Below are 21,003 nucleotides of genomic sequence, written 5' to 3'. Positions count from 1 at the left end.
CGCTCACGCGGACCGTTCTTCTCACGCGACGGCGGGCTCTCGGCGCTTGCCCTCGAGCAGACGGGAAGCGAGCACTCCGAACACCAATCCGATCGTCGCGTAGATCACGACCTGGGTGCCCAGCGCGTAGAGCCGGAAGTCATACAGCAGGTCGGCGGGGAAACCCTCGTAGACGATCGTGCCCGCGTCGTTCTTCAGCGGTGCCGGTGTCTCATCGATGGTCGGCAGCACCAGCATCACCACGGCGACCGCCACGATGTAACCGGCGCCGGCGGCCAGCGTGGCGTTCCACGCCCCGAGCTTCTCGACGAGCCGCCCGCGCAGATAGACCGCTGCGACGAACAACGCCACCGACAGCACCACCATCAGCAGGTACAGCAGCGTCCGCTGGCGGATCGTCTCGTCGAGGCTGAGCGCGGGCGGGCTCGGCGGGTACTTCAGCGCCGGGACGATGAACGCGCTCACCAACATGCCGCCCGCAACATACAGCGACAACAGCTTGGCCGACACGTTGCCGACCCTGCCGTAGGCCACCGCGAAGACCACGGCGAACAGCGCTCCGATCGCGACGCTGAACAGCAGCACGCCAAGACCCATCCCGATGTTCATCTGGATGGCGCGGGTGAATCCCCCGCCCTCCTCACCGTGACTGTGCCCGGCGGCACCTGCCGCTGTCTCCAGGGCCTCGTGGGCCGCGCCGATACCGTCCTCGTAGCCGATGGCCAGTTCGATAACCGGCTCAAGGAAGATCCGAGCGAAGACGAACGCGAGCACTCCAGCTAGGGCGCCGGCCAGGAGGCCGCGCCCGATGATCTGTTTCTCCATATTTTTCTCTGACGTCCTTTGTCCCGGTACCGATTCGTCAGTGGCAGGGGAAGCCGAGGAGATGGCGGGCGTCGTGGATGAACTCGTGGATCGTGGTGTTGTCGGCGCCGAACACCGACGTCGCCCCCTGATCCATGCCGACGAAGTAGAGCACCAGAAGCGCGAGGAATGCGGTGGCCGACAGCCACACCGCCGCGCTGGCAGCGGAGAGGTCGATGGCGGGAGCCTTGGCCACGCGGGCCTTGGAGGGAGTCATGTCTACGTTCCTTTCGGGAATTCGCGTCCCGTATCACAGGGGTGACGGCGTCGGGTCTGACTATTCACAGTGGCGCGACCGTTCTGGATTTCCACCAGATTCCTTTATCCGTCGATTACAGCAGCATTCTATGCAGAGGGAGTGCCGGATCGAACAGTCCAGTGCCTGCGGAGACGAAAAGGGCCCCGACTCGCGTCGGGGCCCTTCCGTGATTCGTCGCTACTCGGCGGCTGTCGTCGCTCCGGCCGCGGCGCCGCCCGTTCCGGCACCAGCCAGATCGGGCTCGACGACCGGTTTGCGCGCACCGGCGAACGTGAACACCGCGTTCTCGATGTTGGCGCTCTCGCCGTCCCAGCCCTCGACGTCGACGGAGACGATCTGACCGGGGCCGATCTCCTCGAAGAGGATCTTCTCCGACAGGGCGTCCTCGATCTCGCGCTGGATGGTCCGGCGCAGCGGCCGGGCTCCCAGCACCGGGTCGAAGCCGCGCTTGGCCAGCAGCGACTTCGCCTTGTCCGTCAACTCCATGGCCATGTCCTTGGCCTTCAGCTGCTTCTCCACACGGCCGATCATGAGGTCGACCATCTGGATGATCTCCTCCTTGGTCAGCTGGTGGAAGACGATGATGTCGTCGATGCGGTTGAGGAACTCCGGGCGGAAGTGTTTCTTCAGCTCGTCGTTGACCTTCTGCTTCATCCGCTCGTAGTTGTTCTCGCCACCACCCTGGGTGAAGCCGAGCCCAACCGCCTTGCTGATATCGGACGTACCGAGGTTGGAGGTGAAGATCAGCACGGTGTTCTTGAAGTCGACCGTGCGACCCTGGCCGTCGGTGAGGCGGCCGTCCTCGAGGACCTGCAACAGGCTGTTGTAGATCTCCTGGTGGGCCTTCTCGATCTCGTCGAACAGCACGACGCTGAACGGCTTGCGACGCACCTTCTCGGTGAGCTGGCCGCCCTCCTCGTAGCCGACGTACCCGGGAGGGGCACCGAACAGCCGCGACGCGGTGAAGCGGTCGTGGAACTCGCCCATGTCGATCTGAATGAGCGCGTCGTCGTCGCCGAACAGGAACTCGGCGAGCGCCTTGGACAGCTCGGTCTTACCGACACCGGACGGGCCGGCGAAGATGAACGAGCCCGACGGGCGCTTCGGATCCTTGAGCCCCGCACGGGTACGGCGGATCGCCTTGGAGACGGCCTTGACGGCATCCTCCTGGCCGATGATCCGCTTGTGCAGCTCGTCCTCCATGCGCAGCAGGCGCGTGGTCTCGGCCTCCGTCAGCTTGAACACCGGGATGCCGGTCCAGTTGCCGAGGACCTCGGCGATCTGCTCGTCGTCGACCTCGGCGACCACGTCAAGATCACCGGAGCGCCACTGCTTCTCCCGCTCGGCGCGCTGCGCGACCAGCTGCTTCTCCTTGTCGCGCAGATTGGCGGCCTTCTCGAAGTCCTGCGCGTCGATCGCAGACTCCTTCTCGCGGCGCGCATCGGCGATCTTCTCGTCGAACTCGCGCAGGTCTGGCGGAGCCGTCATCCGGCGGATTCGCATCCGGGCGCCGGCCTCGTCGATCAGGTCGATGGCCTTGTCCGGCAGGAACCGGTCGTTGATGTACCGGTCGGCCAGTGTCGCCGCGGCGACTATCGCGCCGTCGGTGATCGAGACACGGTGGTGTGCCTCATACCGGTCACGCAGACCCTTGAGGATCTCGATGGTGTGCTCGACGGTCGGCTCGCCCACCTGAACCGGCTGGAAGCGGCGCTCGAGGGCCGCGTCCTTCTCGATGTACTTGCGGTACTCGTCGAGAGTGGTGGCACCGATGGTCTGCAGCTCACCGCGAGCCAGCTTCGGCTTGAGGATGCTTGCGGCGTCGATCGCGCCCTCGGCGGCACCCGCGCCGACGAGCGTGTGCAGCTCGTCGATGAACAGGATGATGTCGCCGCGGGTGTTGATCTCCTTGAGCACCTTCTTGAGGCGTTCCTCGAAGTCACCGCGGTAGCGGCTGCCCGCGACCAGGGAACCCAGGTCGAGGGTGTAGAGCTGCTTGTCCTTGAGCGTCTCGGGAACCTCGCCGTGCACGATGGCCTGCGCGAGACCCTCGACGACGGCGGTCTTGCCGACGCCGGGCTCACCGATCAGCACCGGGTTGTTCTTGGTGCGGCGGCTCAGCACCTGCATGACCCGCTCGATTTCCTTCTCGCGGCCGATGACCGGATCGAGCTTGCCCTCCATGGCAGCAGCGGTGAGGTTACGGCCGAACTGATCCAGGACCAGCGACGTCGACGGGTTACCCGCCTCGCCGCCACGGCCTCCGGTACCGGCCTCGGCGGTCTCCTTGCCCTGGTAGCCGCTCAGCAGCTGGATGACCTGCTGGCGCACCCGAGTGAGTTCGGCACCAAGCTTGACCAGCACCTGGGCTGCGACACCCTCGCCCTCGCGAATCAGCCCCAGCAGGATGTGCTCGGTACCGATGTAGTTGTGGCCGAGCTGCAGCGCCTCGCGCAGGGACAGCTCAAGGACCTTCTTGGCCCGCGGCGTGAAGGGGATGTGTCCGGACGGCGCCTGCTGGCCCTGGCCGATGATCTCCTCGACCTGGCTGCGCACGCCCTCCAACGAGATGCCGAGAGATTCCAGCGACTTGGCCGCCACGCCCTCGCCCTCGTGAATGAGTCCCAAGAGGATGTGCTCGGTGCCGATGTAGTTGTGATTGAGCATCCGGGCCTCTTCTTGGGCCAGGACGACGACGCGCCGTGCGCGGTCAGTGAAGCGTTCGAACATCGGTGGTTACCTGCTCTCGATCAGATAGCGCAGCTCGTCACGCGGTAGCACCGCGTCCTGCACCTGCCGTCCACTGTAGTGGGCGGCAGCCCCGGCTGCCCTGGGTGTCTCCGGCAACCGAGCGCTACGCAATTGGCCTGTTACGTGACCAACGCCAGGTAGGCGCCGAACGTTCCGCAACAAAGTCCAATCGGTACGCCACGAGCGAACGCCAATCTGCGCCCAATGACCGGCGCAGACAGAATCGGCAATGTCTGTCTACGTTGCCGTCTGCCTACGTTGCCGCGTGGAACGCGTCGATGACGTCTGCCGGGATACGGCCGCGCGTCGACACATTGTGTCCATTGCGGCGTGCCCACTCCCGGATGGCAGCGCTCTGCTCCCGGTCGATCGAGGCCCGGCCACGGCCAGTGCCCACAGATCGGCCACGTCGACGGCCGCCGACACGACGCCCCGCCTCGAGCCATTGCTTCATATCGTTGCGCAACTTCGCGGCATTCTTGGACGAAAGGTCGATCTCATAACTCACGCCATCGATCGCAAATTCGACGGTTTCGTCTGCAGCACCTTCACCGTCGAAATCATCGACCAACGTGACGGTTACCTTCTTCGCCATAAGTCCACACTGACCCTTCTGCTGCACTGACGGGTCCAACGAACCCTCACGGCAATATTGGCACAAGAACTCAAATCATTCAACAAGTATGATATCTGGAGATCAGTTCCCGTGACGACGGACAATCGGGAACAAAACCGTCTCCCTAATCGACAAGCCCGTCAATGCCATCAATAATCGGTCGATACCCATTCCCGTTCCCGTGGTGGGCGGCATGGCGTACTCCAATGCGGTCAGGAAATCCTCGTCGAGAAGCATTGCCTCGTCGTCACCCGCCGCGGCGGCACGGGCCTGAGCCGCGAATCGCTCGCGTTGGATCACCGGATCAATGAGTTCGGAGTATCCCGTCGCCAGCTCGAACTTGCGGATGTAGAGATCCCACTTCTCGGTGACACCGGGAATGGTGCGGTGTTCACGTGTGAGAGGCGACGTCTCGACAGGGAAGTCCCGCACGAACGTTGGGGCCCACAGCTTGTCGCCGACCTGGTGCTCCCAGAGCTCCTCGACCAGCTTGCCGTGGCCGAAACCGCGGTCTCGGGGAATCTCCACGCCGAGGCCATCCGCGATCGCCCACAACCGATCGACACCGGTGTCCGGGGTGATCTCCTCACCCAGGGCCGATGACAGGGACGGGTACATTTCCACCATGTCCCATTCGCCGTCGAGATCGTAGGTGGACCCGTCGGGCAGCGGGACGTTTCTGGTGCCAATCGCCTCGTCGGCGACCTCCTGAATAAGCTCCCGCGTCACGATCGCAGAATCGTCGTAGGTGCCGTACGCCTGATAAGTCTCCAACATCGCGAATTCCGGCGAATGCGTGGAATCCGCGCCTTCGTTACGGAAAACCCGATTCAACTCGAAGACTCTCTCGAATCCTCCGACCAAGCATCGCTTGAGGAACAACTCAGGTGCGATCCGGAGGAACAGGTCGGTGTCGAGGGCATTCGAGTGGGTGACGAATGGCCGCGCCGCGGCACCGCCGGCGAGCGTCTGCAGTATCGGCGTCTCGACTTCGAGAAATCCGCGGCGCTCCAGTGCGGAGCGAACGGCACGGACAACCGCGATGCGCTGGCGGGCAATGCTGCGCGCCTCCGGGCGGACGATCAGATCGACGTAACGCTGACGGACCCGCGACTCCTCACTCATCTCCTTGTGCGCGACAGGGAGTGGCCGCAGAGCCTTCGAGATTATTTGCCACGAATCCGCAAGCACAGAAAGTTCACCGCGACGGGAGCTGATCACCTCGCCGTGCACGAAGACGATGTCGGCAAGATCGACATCGCCCTTCCACGCATCGAGGGATTCCTGGCCGACCTTGTCGAGGCTTAGCATCACCTGGAGTTGGGTGCCGTCGCCCTCCTGCAGCGTCGCGAAGCACAACTTCCCAGAATTGCGGGCGAACACCACGCGCCCGGCGACACCCACGTACTCGCCCGTCTCGACCGCGGGCTCGAGGTCGGGGTAGGAAGCCCGAACCTCGGCGAGGGTGTGGGTACGTGGCACCTCCACCGGGTACGGGTCGCGGCCCTCGGCGAGCAGTCGCTCCCGTTTGGCCTGACGGATCCGAAACTGCTCGGGGACGTCGGACTCGAGATCATCTGCAGTGCTCACGACGTGCCAGCTTAAATGAAGTCGCGCCCGGGCCCACCGACGCGACCGCTGAGGCCACGCTCCTCACGCCCAGGCGCGGTTAGCGCTTGGCCCGTTGGTTGTCTCTATTGCGCTCGAACACCATGCGCAGCCCGTCCAGTGTCAGGTGCTTGTCGTAGTGCTCAACGGTGCGCAGATCGGGCAGCACCAGCGGCGCGGTGTGTCCGGTCGCCACGACCGCGACGTCGTCGCCGCCGAATCCGTCGATATCGTCGCGGATCCGGTTCACCAACCCGTCGACCAGACCGGCGAAGCCGAACACCGCACCGGACTGCATCGACTCCACGGTGTTCTTGCCGACGACCGAACGCGGCCGAGTCAGCTCGACTCGGCGCAGCGCGGCCGAGCGCGCCGCGGCCGCATCCGAGGACACCTGCACGCCGGGGGCTATGGCACCGCCCAGGAACTCCCCCTTGGCCGACACGACGTCAACGCATATCGACGAGCCGAAGTCGACGACGATCGCGGCACCGCGGAACCGGTGATAGGCGGCAAGACAGTTGACGATGCGGTCGGCCCCAATATCCTTCGGGTTGTCGACGAGCAGCGGAATACCGGTTCGCACACCAGGTTCGATGAGCACGTGCGGAACAGAGGGCCAGTACTGCTCGAGCATCACCCTGATCTCGTGCAGCACCGACGGCACCGTGGACAGCCCGGTGGCGCCGGTGAGGCGTTCGGCGTCGTCGCCGATCAGGCCGTCGATGGTGAGCGCCAGCTCATCGGCGGTGACCTCCGACTCGGTGCGAATTCGCCAGTTGTGCACCACCTTCGCGTGGTCACCCGAGCCCGATATCAGCCCGACGACGGTGTGGGTGTTGCGGACGTCGATAGCGAGTAGCACGGTCTACCGCGGGGACATCAGGCCGGCGGCGTTGGCCGGCACGTGGGCGGGATCGACACCGAGGTCGATCTGGCGGTTCTGTCCGTCGACGAAGACGATCCGGGGCTCATACGACCGGGCCTCGGCATCCGCCAGCGTGGCATAGGCGATCAGGATCACCAGATCGCCAGGGTGAATCAGGTGGGCCGCCGCACCGTTGATCCCGATGACGCCGCTGCCGCGTTCACCGGTGATGGCATAGGTCACCAAGCGGTTGCCATTGTCGATGTCGACTATGGTCACCTGCTCGCCCTCGAGCAGGTCGGCCGCGTCCATCAGATCCTCGTCGATGGTCACCGATCCGACGTAGTGCAGGTCCGCCTGCGTCACCGTCGCCCGGTGAATCTTTGACTTCAGCATTGTGCGGAACATCAATTCCTCCAGGGCAATTCGTGGTTCCTATCCGACTCGACCCGGGAGTGCCCGTCGATGCCGGCGGATGCGCCGATGTCGATCGCGATATTGTCCAGCAGCCGCGTTCGCCCGAGCCTGCCCGCCACCAGCAGGCGGGCAACCCCCTCGGCGGGTGGTGGCCCCAGCCAGGTGTCGCGGATCTCGATGTACTCGACGTCAATGGCCGGCACCTCGTCGAGGACGGCCCGGGCCGCATCCAATGCGGCGTCCACACCGCGCGACGCGGCGTACATACCTGCCAGCAGCGCAGCGGACAACGCACCCGCGTGTTCGCGTTGCACGTCGTCGAGATAGGCGTTGCGCGAGGACATCGCGAGTCCGTCGGGTTCCCGCACGATGGGTACCGCGACGATCCGCACGTCGAGATTGAAGTCGTCGGCCATCTGCCGGACCAGCACCAACTGCTGGTAGTCCTTCTCGCCGAAGAACGCCCGGTCCGGTCGCGCGATCTGCAGCAGCTTGAGAACGACGGTCAGCATGCCCGCGAAATGCGTTGGCCGCGAATCGCCTTCGAGTTCGGCACCCAGCGGGCCCGGCAGGACCGTGGTGCGCTGGCCCGCCGGATACATGTCGGCGGCCGTCGGTGTGAAGGCGATCTCGACGCCCTCCGCCCGCAACAGCGCGAGGTCCGCGTCCAGCGGACGCGGATAGGCATCGAGGTCCTCACCGGCGCCGAACTGCAAGGGGTTCACGAAGATCGACACCACGACGACGGAGCCCGGCACCCGCTTGGCGGCGCGCACCAAGGAGAGGTGCCCGTCGTGCAGCGCGCCCATCGTGGGCACCAGCATGACGCGGCGACCGGTCGCGCGCAGGGCACGCGAGACATCGGCCATCTCGCTCGGTCGCGAGTAGACGTTGAGTTCGCCCGGGTTGAACTTGGGCGGTTTGCGAGTACTCAGGGCTTCTCCCCGGGATCGGTGGTCAATACGGCGAATACGTCTTCGGAGGCGTGCGCCCGCTGCGCGGTACGCAGCGAGTTCGCCCGGTATGCCTGCCCGAGTTCGGGATCGGCTTCGGCGAAGGCCAGCAGGTGTGCGCGCACAGCCGATGCGTCACCGCGGGCCACGGGGCCCGTCAGAGCACTCTGGCCGCGGCGCAAGGCGTTGTCGAGCGATGCCCGAGCCAATGGGGCGATGACCCGCTCGGCGAGCCCGCCCGGGCCGTCACCGACGAGTTCCTGGCCCAGCAGTTCCTGTCCCCGCAGCGCGACGCGCAGTGCCTCGACGGCGTCAAGCACCACGGTGCTGACGTGATTGCCCGCGTGTGCAAGAGCTGCGTGGTACAGCGTTCGGGCGTTCTCCCGCACCCGGAACGGCTCACCGCCGATCTCGAGGACCAGGGACTGCGCGATGGCGTAGCCGACCTCGTCGGCCGCGGTGATACCGAAGCAGGACTCCGATAGCCGGGCGATGTCCTCGTCGGCTCCGGTGAAGGTCATCGCCGGGTGGATCGCCAGCGGGATGCAGCCCTGTTCGGTGAGGGGGTTCAGCAGCGTGACGCCGTTGGCTCCCGAGGTGTGGACGACGATGGTGCCCGGTCGGACCGAGCCGGTGGCCGCCAGGCCCGACACCAGGCCCGACAGTTCGGCGTCGGGCACCGCCAGCAGCAACAATTCAGCGCGGCGCGCAACCTCGTCCACGGGTAACACTGGGGAATCGGGCAGTCGCTGCTCGGCGCGCCGCAGCGAGGCACTCGATATGGCGCTGCAGGCCGCCACGACGTGTTCGGCCCGTTCGAGCGCTACCCCGAGAGCCGTACCCACCCGACCTGCGGAGATGATGCCCACCGCGAGACGGGCAGGGCGGAATGCGTTGGGGGTCCCCACTGCGACGACCTCGCTGACGTCATGAGTTAACTCGTTCCAGTCCCGCTCCACGGGTACCGGACGGACGCCAAGAGACTAGCTCACTCCTCGCGACGACGGCGCCTGCCGCCTCCCGTCGCGCTTCCCTGCAGCCGTGCCAGCAACTCCGATGCAGGCAGGCCACCGCTGTGCTGCCCTTCCGGTTCGCTGGGTTCCTCGCGTTCCTGGGGTTCTTCCGGGCCGCGGTGCCGCGACGGGCGCGGCTCCTCGGGCTCGCGGGGCGCCGGCGGCGCAGCGGTCGCGAGGGTGGGCGGCGACGGCCGGCCCGGATCCTGCCCGGGAGATGAGTGCCGTGCCCGACGCGCCGGCTCCGAGGCCGCCGGGTCCTGAGGCGTCCAGTGTCTGCCGCCGGCCCCGGGCCCGGTCGGAGGCGGTGTCATGGCGGGAGGTGTCATGGCGGGAGGCGGTGTCACGGTCGGAGGCACGAGGGGTGCGGCGGGAGTTGATGGGAGCTCGGCCCCGTTGTCCACCGTCGGGGCGACCCAGTTGCTGCCCGGGGTGCCTGCGGGGATGAACTCGCCCTCGGCCGGTACGGGCCGCCACCCGGTCGAGGTGGCGGCGGGTTCGGGATCCGTGGTGTGTCGACCGGGACGCTCGGGTTCCTGCCACGGCGAACGCGCCGCGGGCTGCTGCACGGGCGGTGGCGGTGGCGGCAGCACCGTGGCAGGCGGGGTCGTCGGTGGTGCGGACACCGGAGGCTGGGAGGGCAACCACGGACGCGCGGCCTCGGACGCCGCAGGGGCGGGCGCCGGCTCGGGTTTCCACGTCGGCGGCGCTACCGGCGGCGGTGGCGGCGGTGGCGGGGTTGCCGGCGGCCGTGACGGTGTCACCGGTGGCGGTGTTACCGGTGGCGGCGTCGGCTGGGCCGCCGGGGCTTGCCAGCGCGATGCCGGGTCGACCTCGGACGGCCGCCGATGCGCACCAGCGGCCGGCTGCACGGCCCAATCGGGTTCCGACGGCGGTGGCTCGACGGGGACGTCGATGATCGGGCTCTCCTCGGTATTGGGGTCGGCCGCGTCAGCATCCTCGGTGTCGATACGGCTGCTTATGACGCGGCCCGGCGCGACACGCTCGGTCTCCAGCGCGGGGCGGTGCGCCAGATCGGTGTCGAAGAGGATCTCGAGGTTCGCACGCAGTGCCGCGAGTTCGGCGCGCAGGCTGGCCACCTCGTCGGCGGCCTGCGACCGCATCTCGGAGGCCAGCTCACGTCGCACTGCGGACTCGACGGACAGTTCGTACTCGCGGCGCGCCGAGATCTCGCGATCGAGCTGCAAGTCGTAGACGAGTTTGAGGTCACGGGCCCTGGCGGAGTCGACGTCGGCCTGCCTGCGGTAGATGAAGGACACGAACGCCGCGACCACTGCGGCCCACAGTGCGACAATCACGGCAAGCTTCAGCAGCTCAACGCGATTGGTGAACACCAGCGCAGAACTGGCCAGAATGGCGAGCACCAGCAACGTCGTCATAAGCGCCCAACCCGGCCTCCGGGTGGCGCGCCGCGAGCGCGTCCCACGAGTCGGATCGGTCATGGGCCGACTGTACCGGTCACAGCTCACATCGCGTGTCGACCAGTTCGGCGATTCGGCGCTCCGACCTTGGAGATCGGCTACTCCGGAACGCCATCCGGGTCCTCGGAGTGGTCCTGCGGAGACTTGCAGCAATGCTGGAGCCAGAGCGCCCCGATCACCAGAGCCAGTGCGCTCAACGCCGCGACTACGGCACCCGCGGTGTCCTCGCCCGCCACCCTGATCACGTGTCGACGCGGGAGCAGATAGACGATCACGCCGATCCACCAGCCGAGTACCACCGCCCCCATCCACGCCGACGCCTTCGCGATGGTGACCGCACGCGCCACGGCCAACGGGTGCACCCGCCCGCGTCCTGGCCCGATCTCACCGGCGCCGATCTTCGACCGGATGTAGAACCCCCACCCGGCCTCGGCGGCCCCGACCAGGAGAAGCGATAACCCGGTCCACACCGTCAGCGGCGGGAACCACCGGTACAGGCCGATCACCAGGATGTAGCCGGCGACGGCCGCGATCAGGGTCGCCACCGTCAGGTCACGCTTGCGGGTCGGTCCCATCAGAGAGCCAACGCCAGATCGACTTGGCGCACGCCCGCCCGCTCGTCGGCGTCGATGGCCTCGAGCAGACGTGCGACGGGTGTCGTCTCACAGGCCACCGTCAAAGTGGCCGACGGATCCACTGCCAGCCAGGGGGCCAGCACGAAGGCCCGCTGATGTGCCAACGGATGCGGCAGGGTTAGTTCCTCGTCGTCAGACGTCACCTCGGCCGAGCCGTCATGGCACGTGATGATGTCGACGTCGAGTGTGCGCGGGCCCCAATGCACCTCGCGGACACGGTCGGCTGCGCGCTCGAGTTCCTGGCCACGCTGCAGCCACGCCCGAGCGTCCAACGCCGGATCGTCGGCGATCACCACGGCGTTGAGGAAGGGGCCCTGTTCGACACCACCCCACGCTGGGGTCTCATAGACCGGGGACACGGCCCGCACCGCGGCACCCAGACCGTCCACCACCGATTGCAGCCGGGCCAGGCGATCGCCGAGGTTCGATCCGATGGACAGCACGACTCGAGTCACTCGGGGCCACCCCTGCCGGAGCGCCTGGACCTGCGAGCCACAACGGCAACATCGCTGAACGACAACGGGATCGGTGCGTGCGGCTTGTGCACCACCACCTCAACGGCGTGCACTCGTGCATCGACCATGACGTCCTCGGCGATCTCGGCGGCGACCGTCTCGATCAGGTTTCGCGGCGGTCCGGCAATGATGTCCGCCGCGCGCTGCGCCAACGATCCGTAGTCGAGGGTGTCGGCCAGGTCATCGCTGGCGGCCGCGACGGCGAGGTCGACCCACACCGTCAGATCCACGACGAAGTCCTGGCCCTCGACCCGCTCGTGCTCGAACACACCGTGGTTTCCTCGAACGGTTAAGCCGCGCAGCTCAATTCGATCAGCCATGGTCGCCGACACCCTCCACATCGCTTCGCCCCTGCCAGGCACCGAGGACCTTCAGTGCGTCCACCGACGCACGCACATCGTGCACTCGAACACCCCAGGCGCCGTGCAGCGCGGCCAGCGCGGAGATCACCGCGGTGGCCGTCTCCCGGCCGTCCGGTGGTCGTGCCTGGCCCGTGGACTCGGCGAGCAGCGTTCCGAGGAACCGCTTGCGTGACGCCCCCACCAGGACCGGGATTCCGGTGGCGACCAGATCGGGCAGCGCCCGCAGCAGCGCCCAGTTGTGGGCGGCGGACTTCGCAAAGCCCAGACCCGGATCGATGATCAGGTTGGCGGGGTCAACACCGGCTGCCACGGCGGCGTCAACGGCGGCCAGGAGTTCGGTGCGCACATCGGTGACCACGTCGCGATAGTCGGGCACCTGGTGTGGCTCACCGGCGTCCAGCGAACGCCAGTGCATCAGCACCCACGGCACTCCGGCGTCGGCGAGCAGTGGGGCCATGGCCGGGTCGGCGCGCCCACCGGAAACGTCGTTGACGATGCTGGCGCCGCTCTCCAACGCGGCCCGCGCCACGTCGGCGTGCATGGTGTCGATGCTGACCGTGATCCCCTGCTCGGCAAGCTCTTTGACGACGGGAAGCACACGGGCGGTCTCCACGGATGCCTCGATCCGCACCGCGCCGGGTCGGGTCGACTCGCCGCCGACGTCGATGATCTGCGCACCCTCGGCAGCCAGTGCCAAACCGTGCTCGACGGCCCGCTGCCTGTCGAGAAAAAGTCCGCCGTCGGAGAAGGAGTCATCGGTGACGTTGACGACTCCCATCACCAGAGCGCGTGTCAGGGTCACCGTCGCAGAATCAGGTCCAGCGCCTCGGCCCGTGATGCGTTGTCGACCTTGAACTGACCGCGCACTGCCGATGTCGTGGTGATGGCGCCGGGCTTGCGAACACCACGCATCGCCATGCACAGATGCTCGGCCTCGATCACGACGATGGCACCACGTGGATTGAGCCTGCGCATCAACCCGTCCGCGACCTGAGCGGTCAGCCGCTCCTGCACCTGCGGACGCTTCGCGTAGAGGTCTACGAGCCGCGCGATCTTGGACAGGCCCGTCACGCGCCCGTCAACGCCCGGGATGTAGCCGACGTGCGCGACCCCGTGGAACGCCACCAGATGATGCTCACACGTGGAGTACATCGGGATTTCCTTGACCAGGACGAGTTCGTCGTGCTGCTCGTCGAACGTGGTGTCCAGCACGTGGTCGGGATCGATGTAGAGGCCCGCGAACATCTCCTGGTACGCGCGCGCCACCCGCGCCGGGGTGTCGATCAGTCCGTGCCTGTCGGGATCCTCACCGACCGCGATGAGCAACTCACGGACTGCCGCCTCGGCACGGGCCTGGTCGAACGCCGGGGGCGCAGTGTGCCGCACCGGGTCGATCTCCGACCGCGTCATCTGGTCACTCCGTTCGTATCAGCCCGGTGGGGGTGGGTTGGGCTGGTCGCCGGACCGGCCGTCTCCCTGTTCGTCTTGCGGGGGGCTCGGCGTCCGGTTCGGATCGTGTGAGCGCCCCTGCGGGACGTGTGGCCCGGGCTGCGGGTACGGCTGATACTGCGGATACGGCGGTTGGCCGCCTGGCTGCGGCGCCCACCCCGACGGCGGCGGTGGCGGTGGCGGATACCACTGCCCCTGCTGGCCCGGGTGACCTTGCTGGCCTGGCCGAGGTGGCCAGCCCGGTGCGTGCCAACCGGCGGGGGCGCCGTAGTCGGGCTGGGTCTGCCCGGCACTGTCGGGCGCGCCGTTGGCGGGGGCACCGTTGGGCCATCCGCCGTGGGCGCCCTGCCCGTTGACACCGGTCCCGTTGCCGCCGGAGCCATTCGGGCCGCCGGGGCCGTATGGCCCTCCGGCCGCCTCGGCGGCGCGCGAGGCGGCCGCGATGGCCGCCTTGAACGCCGGCTCCGGAGCGGGCTTCGGCCACTCCTCGCCGCGTTCGATGGCGAGTTCACCGGGAGTCTTGATGGGCGGCTTGTCCGACGGCACGCGGCCCCCGAAGTCGTCGAACATCGTGAGCCGGGGCCGCTTCTGGACATCACCGAAGATCGCCTCGAGTTCGACGCGGTGCAGCGTCTCCTTCTCGAGAAGCTCACCGGCGAGGATGTCGAGCACGTCGCGGTACTCCGACAGGATCTCCCACGCCTCGGTGTGGGCGGCCTCGATGAGCTTGCGGACCTCGTCGTCGATGATCTGCGCGACCTCGTGGCTGTAGTCGGCTTGCGTGCCCATCGTGCGACCCAGGAACGGGTCACCGTGCTCGGTGCCGTAGCGGACCGCACCCAGCTTGGCACTCATGCCGTACTCGGTGACCATGGCGCGCGCGATCTTGGTGGCCTGCTCGATATCGGACACCGCGCCCGTCGTCGGCTCCCGGAACACCAGTTCCTCGGCGGCACGACCACCCATCGCGAACACGAGCCGGGCGATCATCTCTGACCGGGTCATCAGACCCTTGTCGTCCTCCGGAACGGCGACCGCGTGGCCGCCCGTGCGACCGCGGGCCAGGATCGTGACCTTGTAGATCGGCTCGATATCGGGCATCGCCCATGCCGCCAGGGTGTGACCACCCTCGTGGTAGGCGGTGATCTTCTTCTCATGCTCGCTGATGATGCGGCCCTTGCGGCGCGGCCCGCCGACGACACGGTCGACGGCCTCCTCCAGTGCGGCGCCGGTGATGACGGTGCCGTTCTCACGGGCGGTCAGCAGGGCGGCCTCGTTGATGACGTTGGCCAGATCGGCGCCGGACATGCCGACGGTGCGCTTGGCCAACCCGTCGAGATCGGCGTCAGGGGATATCGGCTTGCCCGCCGAGTGCACGCGCAGCACCGCGCGCCTGCCCGCGATATCGGGGTTGGACACCGGGATCTGACGGTCGAAGCGGCCCGGCCGCAGCAGCGCGGGATCGAGGATGTCGGGTCGGTTCGTGGCGGCGATCAGGATGACGCCCTGACGGTCGCCGAACCCGTCCATCTCGACCAGCAGCTGGTTGAGCGTCTGCTCGCGTTCGTCGTGGCCTCCGCCCATACCTGCGCCACGCTGACGACCGACGGCGTCGATCTCGTCGACGAAGATGATGCACGGGCTGTTCTGCTTGGCCTGGTCGAACATGTCGCGAACGCGGGAGGCACCCACGCCGACGAACATCTCGACGAAGTCCGATCCGGAGATCGTGTAGAACGGGACCTCGGCCTCACCCGCGACGGCGCGCGCCAGCAGCGTCTTGCCGGTACCGGGCGGACCGTAGAGCAGCACACCCTTGGGGATCTTGGCGCCGAGCGCCTGATACCGGGTCGGGTTCTGCAGGAAGTCCTTGATCTCGTAGAGCTCCTCGACCGCCTCGTCGACGCCCGCGACGTCGGCGAACGTGGTCTTGGGCATGTCCTTGCTCAGCTGCTTGGCCTTGGACTTGCCGAAGCCGAAGCCCATCCGTCCACCCGACTGCATGCGGGAGAACATCACGAACAGGCCGACCAGCAGGAGCAGCGGCAACAGGTAGATCAACAGCGAGCCCAGCACACTGCCCTGGTTGACGACGGTGTTGACCTTGGCGTTCTTGGCGTTCAGTGCCTCGAACAGCTGCACCCCGTACCCCGTGGGGTACTTGGAGATGATCTTGTTGCTGTTCTCGGTGTCGCCGTTGCCGTTCTTCAGGTCGAGACGCACCTGCTGCTCGCGGTCATCGATCTGGGCGCTGTCGACGTTGTCGGCATTGACCTGCGCGATCGCCACCGAGGTGTCGACGGGCTTGTACCCACGAGTGTCGTCGCTGAAGTAGAAGAAGGACCACCCCAGCAGCAACACGACCGCTATCGCGCTGAGGGTGCGGATGACGTTCTTTCGGTTCATCGTTGTTTTTGGCCGACTGGCGCTACGTCGGCCTGGTCCTTCCGGTACTCACAGTTTGGGTTGTTCAAGGCTACCGCTTGCCCAACGTCGCACGGTCGCCGCCGGGTTCCCACCAACCCGATCCACCCACCGCCGCGCTCGGCCGCTGTGCTTGGCTGAGCCCGTGGTCGCCCCCATCGAACGCTACGTCGAGGTCAACGGGGTGCGGCTGCGGGTCACCGAGGCCGGTGAGCGCGGCGCGCCGGTGGTCCTCCTCGTACACGGCTTCCCCGACCTCGCCTACGCCTGGCGCCATCAGGTGCAGGCACTGGCCGATGCCGGATTCCACGTGCTGGCACCCGATCAGCGTGGCTACGGGGGCTCGTCGCGACCCGAGGCCGTCACCGACTACGACATCATCGCCCTGACCGGCGATCTCGCCGGGCTGCTGGATGACGTCGGCGCCGAACAGGCGGTCGTTGTCGGCCACGATTGGGGCGCCATCCTCACCTGGCACTTCCCGCTGCTCTACCCCGACCGGGTGACGGCCGTCGCCGGGCTGAGCATGCCACCGGTGCCGCGGCCCAAGCGCCCACCGACCGAGGCGCTGCGACGGACGTTCGGCGAGCACTTCTTCTACATGCTTCATTTTCAGCAACCCGGTGTGGCCGACGCCGAGATGGACCGCGATCCGGCGACGACCCTGCGGCGGATCATGAGCGGCACCGATCCGGACGACCCGTCCGCCGCGACTCGTATGCACGCACCGGGACCGCTGGGGTTCATCGACCGGATTGCCGAACCCGGCGGGTTGCCACCGTGGATCGGCCGCCGCGAGTTCGACCACTACGTCGCGGAGTTCACCCGCACGGGATTCACCGGCCCGCTGAACTGGTATCGCAACCTCGATCGCAACTGGGAGCTGACGGCGGTGATGCCGGCGACCACCATCACCGTGCCCGCGCTGTTTGTCGGCGGTTCGGCCGATCCGGCGCTGACGGTCAACCGGCCCGCCCGGGCGCGCGAGGTCGTCACCGGTGACTACCGCGAGGTGATGATCCCCGGCGCCGGGCACTGGCTGCAGCAGGAGCGCCCCGACGAGGTCAACGCGGCCTTGCTCGAGTTCATCGGCGCACACGGATCAGATCTGTAGGGTGCGGGGTATGCCAGTCCGTATGCCGTTGTGCGCGTGGATGAAGAAGCCCTCCCGGATCCTCGTTCTCGCCGCGGCGGGGCTGATGGTGGCCGGCCTCTCGGCGTGTGACGCCTCCCCCGCATCGCCGGTCTCCGGACCCGACGGACCCGTTCCCCGGCAGGTCACCGTGGTGGGTGAGGGCAAGGTCCAGGGCGCACCCGACACCGTCACGGTCAACGCCGCGATCGAGTCGACCGCACCGGATGCCACCGCCGCGATGAACCAGACGAACGAGCGCATGACCGCGGTGATCGACGCCGTCGCGGGTCAGGGCATCGACCGCAAGGACATCAGCACCACTGACGTCAGCCTGTCGCCGCAGTACGGGGACAACTCCGTCATCACCGGTTACCGGGCGAGCAATTCGATCGCGGTGAAGATCCGCAGTATCGATGCCGCGTCGCCGACAATCACGGCGATTCAAACCACCGGCGGCAACGCCACTCGGATCAATTCCGTCAGCTTCTCCATCGAGGACAACTCCCAGCTGGTGAAGGACGCCCGCGCCCGCGCGTTCAACGACGCCAAGGATCGTGCCCAGCAGTACTCGCAGCTGTCGGGTCTGGGCCTGGGCGACGTCATCTCGATCTCCGAGGTCGATTCGGGCAGCACACCGCCGCCGACGCCGATGCCACGCTTCGAGGCGATGCAGGCCGATGCGCCGCTGCAGCCCGGCGAGCAGACCGTCGGGTTCTCGGTGACGGTGGTCTGGGAGCTGCGCTAGGCCGGGCCTACGCCGGGACCTATCCCCCGGTCGCTTCGCTCCTGCCCGCCGGTGAAATCTGCACCGGAATCCCGCTCAGCACAGACGTTCCCGACAACGGATCCAGCGACGTGCCGTCGTTGAGCTGATTGACATTCACCCCGGCCTGCCCCGCGGCGACGGCCTGTCTGGTTCCGCTCTGGCCGTGGCCCCACCCGTGCGGCAGGGAGACGACGCCGCGGCGGATGGTGTCGGTGATCTCGACGGGGGCCTCGAGTTCACCACCGGGACCCTTGATGCGGGCCCAGTCGGTGACGCCGAGTTCGGCCGCGTCGGCCGGGTGCATGCGCAGCGTGCAGCGGTTGGTGCCGCCGGCCAGCGCGGGCACGTTGTGCATCCAGCTGTTGTTGGACCGCAGATGGCGACGGCCGATCAGCACGAAATCGTCCACGCCGCGGTCCAGTGAGGCCGCCAGCCGCGCCACGTCGGCAACCAGCGCCGCGGGCGCGAGTTCCACCTTGCCCGACGGGGTGCGCAGCACCTCGGTCAGCCGGGGCCGCAACGCGCCGAGGTCGATTCCGTGTGGGGCGTCCTTGAGCCGCTGCAGCGTGAGCCCCTCTGGGTTCGCGCCGAACCAGTCGCCGTACGGGCCGAGGCGCAGCATCATGTCGAGCCTGCGCTCGTACCCTCGCCCCGACGCCAGCATGGCGGTCAGCTCCTCGGGGTCGCGGCCCGCCACGGGTGAGTCGGGGTCGGCGGTCTCCTTGGCCAGTGTCATCGCGATGACCTGCTCGTCGACGAGCGCCGGATCGGCGAACGGGCCCATCCCGTACAGGACAAGCGCGAGGCGCGCCAGGATCTCCGGCTCGTCGGGTTGATCCGGCGCGAGCTCGATGGCAGGCGGCGAGTAGCGGGCGTTGTTGCGCACCGGCGTGTTGCTCAATGCGACGTCGAAGTGGGCGCTACGCGACGGCGGCGGTGGCGGCAGGATGACGTCGGCGTGCCGGGTGGTCTCGTTGAGGTAGGGGTCGACGCTGAGCATGAAGCCGACTGCGTCGAGCGCATGGCTCAGGCGGTCACCGTCGGGCGCCGACAGCGCGGGGTTGCCCGCGACGGTGATGATCGCCGTGGGCTGCCCGTCACCGGGTGTCTCGAGTTCCTCCGCCAACGCGGCGGCGGGCAGTTCGGAGAGCACCTCGGGATGTCCGGAGACCCGGCTGTGCCACCGACCGGTGCGAAAACCCCTGCCCGGCTTGGGCGGTCGCGGCGCGGGCCCGACGGGCGACTGCGGGAACATCGCACCACCGACCCGGTCGAGATTCCCGGTCAGGATGTTGATGACGTCGATGAGCCAGCTGCCGACGGTGCCGAACTCCACGGTCGAGGTGCCGATCCGGCCGTACACCGCAGCGCTCGGGGCGGCGGCCAGTTCACGTGCCACGGTGCGGATCTCCTCGGCGGGCACACCGCAGTGCGCGGCGACCGTCTCGGGCGCGAACCCCGCCGACAGGACGGCGACGTCCTCGAGGCCTTCGACGTGACGCTCAAGTCCACCCAGGTCGTCGGACACCAGGCCCTCGTCGAAGAGCGTGTGCACGATGGCGAACAGAAGCGCGGCGTCGGTTCCGGGCCGCGGTGCGATGTGGTGGTCGGCCAGCTCCGCGGTTCGGGTGCGGGCCGGGTCGATGACGACGAGGCGCCCGCCGCGGCGGCGCATCGCCTTGAGCTTCCCGCCGAAGTCCGCGGCGGTGGCCAGGCTCCCGTTGGACACCAGCGGATTGGCGCCGATGACGACGAGGTGATCGGTTCGGTCGAGGTCGGGCACGGTGAACGCGAGCGGATTGCCGAACATCAGCCCGAGCGCGACGTGTTTGGGCATCTGGTCCAGCGTGCTCGCGGAGAAGGTCAGATGAGTGCCGAGACCCTTGATGATCAGCGGCAGATAGAGCGCGCCGGCGATGGTGTGCGCGTTCGGATTGCCGATGTAGACCGCGACCGACTGTCCGCCGTGCTCGCGCAGTACGGCGCCGAGACCGTCCGCGGCCGCCTGGAAGGCCTCGTCCCAGCTGACCTCGACGAGCACGCCGTCCCGGCGGATCAGGGGTGCGGTCAGACGATCGGGGTCGGCGTCGAGTTCTCCGAAGCTCGCACCCTTGGGGCAGATGAACCCGGCGCTGAAGACGTCGTCGCGGTCACCGCGGGCCGATGTCACCCGGCCCGTGTCGATCGTGAGGGTCAGGCCGCACGTCGCCTCGCAGAAGGGACAGATGCGCAGTGCCGTATGGACGTCCGCGCCGGATTCGACTCCGGTTTCCGTTCGAGCCATATCGCACGCTGCCCTTCGTCAGGAGTCTGAGTACACCTTGGGGTCGAGGGTGCCGATGTAGGGCAGATCGCGATAGCGCTCGGCGTAGTCGAGCCCGTAACCGACGACGAACTCATTGGGGATGTCGAAGCCGACGTAGGTGATGTCGACGTCGGCGCGCACGGCATCGAGCTTGCGCAGCAGCGTGCACACGGCCAGTGACCTGGGGCCGCGGGTGGCGAGGTTGCGCAGCAGCCACGACAGCGTCAGCCCGGAGTCGACGATGTCCTCGACGATCAGCACGTCGCGGCCGTTGATATCGCGATCGAGGTCCTTGAGGATGCGCACCACACCGGATGACGATGTGGCCGAGCCGTAGGAACTCACCGCCATGAACTCGAGCTGCGTGGGGATCGGGATCGCCCGCGACAGGTCGGTGACGAACATGACGGCACCCTTGAGCACCGTGACGAGGAGCAAGTCCTGACCGTCGTCCCCGATGGCGTCGCGGTACACGGATGCGATCTGGTCACCCAGCTCAGCGGTCCGCGCTTGAATCTGCTCCTCGGAGAGGAGCACCGACTTGATGTCACCGGGGTACAGGTCGGCGGCACGATGCGCTGGCACGGCACCAGCGTGCCACGTCGGGACGCCTGCGACCAA

The 21,003-nt window shown here is 67.5% G+C and carries 20 protein-coding genes; 2 read left to right on the top strand and 18 right to left on the bottom strand.

What is annotated here, in order from left to right:
- Positions 1-21: 21 nt before the first annotated feature.
- The 16 genes from ACZY0X_RS21350 to ftsH all read right to left on the bottom strand — a co-directional run bounded on the left by ACZY0X_RS21350 (position 22) and on the right by ftsH (position 16,158).
- A complete protein-coding gene (locus tag ACZY0X_RS21350) occupies positions 22-825 on the bottom strand; it encodes a CbtA family protein (RefSeq protein ID WP_463773197.1) in 804 nt (267 codons plus the stop codon).
- Between the two features lie 37 nt (positions 826-862).
- Complete coding sequence (locus tag ACZY0X_RS21345) at positions 863-1,081, bottom strand: CbtB domain-containing protein (RefSeq protein WP_241402827.1); 219 nt, start codon at positions 1,079-1,081, stop codon at positions 863-865.
- Positions 1,082-1,300: 219 nt separating this feature from the next.
- Positions 1,301-3,853: an ATP-dependent protease ATP-binding subunit ClpC gene (clpC1, locus tag ACZY0X_RS21340; RefSeq protein ID WP_463773195.1), complete on the bottom strand. Its 2,553-nt coding sequence runs from the start codon at positions 3,851-3,853 to the stop codon at positions 1,301-1,303.
- 274 nt (positions 3,854-4,127) lie between these two features.
- The gene (gene lsr2 / locus ACZY0X_RS21335; protein ID WP_463773194.1) at positions 4,128-4,469 is read right to left on the bottom strand and encodes a histone-like nucleoid-structuring protein Lsr2; all 342 of its coding nucleotides are present in this window, start codon (positions 4,467-4,469) and stop codon (positions 4,128-4,130) included.
- Between the two features lie 102 nt (positions 4,470-4,571).
- Positions 4,572-6,080, bottom strand: coding sequence for a lysine--tRNA ligase (lysS, locus tag ACZY0X_RS21330; RefSeq protein WP_463773192.1), 1,509 nt, complete (start codon positions 6,078-6,080; stop codon positions 4,572-4,574).
- Between the two features lie 79 nt (positions 6,081-6,159).
- Positions 6,160-6,963, bottom strand: a complete 804-nt coding sequence (locus tag ACZY0X_RS21325) for a type III pantothenate kinase (protein WP_241402823.1) — start codon at positions 6,961-6,963, stop codon at positions 6,160-6,162.
- Positions 6,964-6,966: 3 nt separating this feature from the next.
- Positions 6,967-7,374 carry an aspartate 1-decarboxylase gene (gene panD / locus ACZY0X_RS21320; RefSeq protein ID WP_463773191.1) on the bottom strand — a complete coding sequence of 136 codons (408 nt, stop codon included), beginning with the start codon at positions 7,372-7,374 and terminating at the stop codon, positions 6,967-6,969.
- Complete coding sequence (gene panC, locus ACZY0X_RS21315; RefSeq protein WP_463773399.1) at positions 7,374-8,318, bottom strand: pantoate--beta-alanine ligase; 945 nt, start codon at positions 8,316-8,318, stop codon at positions 7,374-7,376. Before panC ends, panD begins: the two co-directional genes overlap by 1 nt.
- A complete protein-coding gene (locus ACZY0X_RS21310; RefSeq protein ID WP_463773189.1) occupies positions 8,315-9,244 on the bottom strand; it encodes a Rossmann-like and DUF2520 domain-containing protein in 930 nt (309 codons plus the stop codon). The genes panC and ACZY0X_RS21310 overlap by 4 nt, the downstream gene beginning before the upstream one ends.
- Positions 9,245-9,324: 80 nt before the next feature.
- Positions 9,325-10,812: a DUF6779 domain-containing protein gene (locus tag ACZY0X_RS21305; RefSeq protein ID WP_463773188.1), complete on the bottom strand. Its 1,488-nt coding sequence runs from the start codon at positions 10,810-10,812 to the stop codon at positions 9,325-9,327.
- Positions 10,813-10,889: 77 nt separating this feature from the next.
- Positions 10,890-11,366 (bottom strand): DUF3180 domain-containing protein, encoded by a 477-nt coding sequence (locus ACZY0X_RS21300; RefSeq protein WP_463773187.1) that lies wholly within the window; start codon positions 11,364-11,366, stop codon positions 10,890-10,892.
- Positions 11,366-11,881, bottom strand: a complete 516-nt coding sequence (folK, locus tag ACZY0X_RS21295; RefSeq protein WP_463773185.1) for a 2-amino-4-hydroxy-6-hydroxymethyldihydropteridine diphosphokinase — start codon at positions 11,879-11,881, stop codon at positions 11,366-11,368. The genes ACZY0X_RS21300 and folK overlap by 1 nt, the downstream gene beginning before the upstream one ends.
- Complete coding sequence (gene folB / locus ACZY0X_RS21290; protein WP_463773184.1) at positions 11,878-12,261, bottom strand: dihydroneopterin aldolase; 384 nt, start codon at positions 12,259-12,261, stop codon at positions 11,878-11,880. Before folB ends, folK begins: the two co-directional genes overlap by 4 nt.
- On the bottom strand, positions 12,254-13,081 hold the full coding sequence (folP, locus tag ACZY0X_RS21285; protein ID WP_463773397.1) for a dihydropteroate synthase: 828 nt from the start codon (positions 13,079-13,081) through the stop codon (positions 12,254-12,256). The genes folB and folP overlap by 8 nt, the downstream gene beginning before the upstream one ends.
- 20 nt (positions 13,082-13,101) lie before the next feature.
- Complete coding sequence (folE, locus tag ACZY0X_RS21280; RefSeq protein ID WP_463773182.1) at positions 13,102-13,713, bottom strand: GTP cyclohydrolase I FolE; 612 nt, start codon at positions 13,711-13,713, stop codon at positions 13,102-13,104.
- Between the two features lie 18 nt (positions 13,714-13,731).
- Positions 13,732-16,158 (bottom strand): ATP-dependent zinc metalloprotease FtsH, encoded by a 2,427-nt coding sequence (gene ftsH, locus ACZY0X_RS21275; RefSeq protein WP_463773181.1) that lies wholly within the window; start codon positions 16,156-16,158, stop codon positions 13,732-13,734.
- Between the two features lie 163 nt (positions 16,159-16,321).
- Here ftsH and ACZY0X_RS21270 point away from each other — a divergent pair, with 163 nt between their 5' ends.
- A complete protein-coding gene (locus ACZY0X_RS21270; RefSeq protein ID WP_463773179.1) occupies positions 16,322-17,290 on the top strand; it encodes an alpha/beta fold hydrolase in 969 nt (322 codons plus the stop codon).
- A 22-nt stretch (positions 17,291-17,312) separates the two neighbouring features.
- Positions 17,313-18,056, top strand: coding sequence for an SIMPL domain-containing protein (locus ACZY0X_RS21265; RefSeq protein ID WP_463773395.1), 744 nt, complete (start codon positions 17,313-17,315; stop codon positions 18,054-18,056).
- A 19-nt stretch (positions 18,057-18,075) separates the two neighbouring features.
- On the opposite strand, the gene ACZY0X_RS21260 is transcribed toward ACZY0X_RS21265, so the two are convergent.
- Positions 18,076-20,361, bottom strand: a complete 2,286-nt coding sequence (locus ACZY0X_RS21260; RefSeq protein WP_463773178.1) for a molybdopterin-dependent oxidoreductase — start codon at positions 20,359-20,361, stop codon at positions 18,076-18,078.
- 18 nt (positions 20,362-20,379) lie between these two features.
- A complete protein-coding gene (gene hpt, locus ACZY0X_RS21255) occupies positions 20,380-21,003 on the bottom strand; it encodes a hypoxanthine phosphoribosyltransferase (RefSeq protein ID WP_463773393.1) in 624 nt (207 codons plus the stop codon).

This window comes from Mycobacterium sp. IDUB_39 (assembly GCF_055419205.1).
Note: the sequence above shows the minus strand (reverse complement) of the source record. Positions and strands in the feature narration are given on the sequence as shown.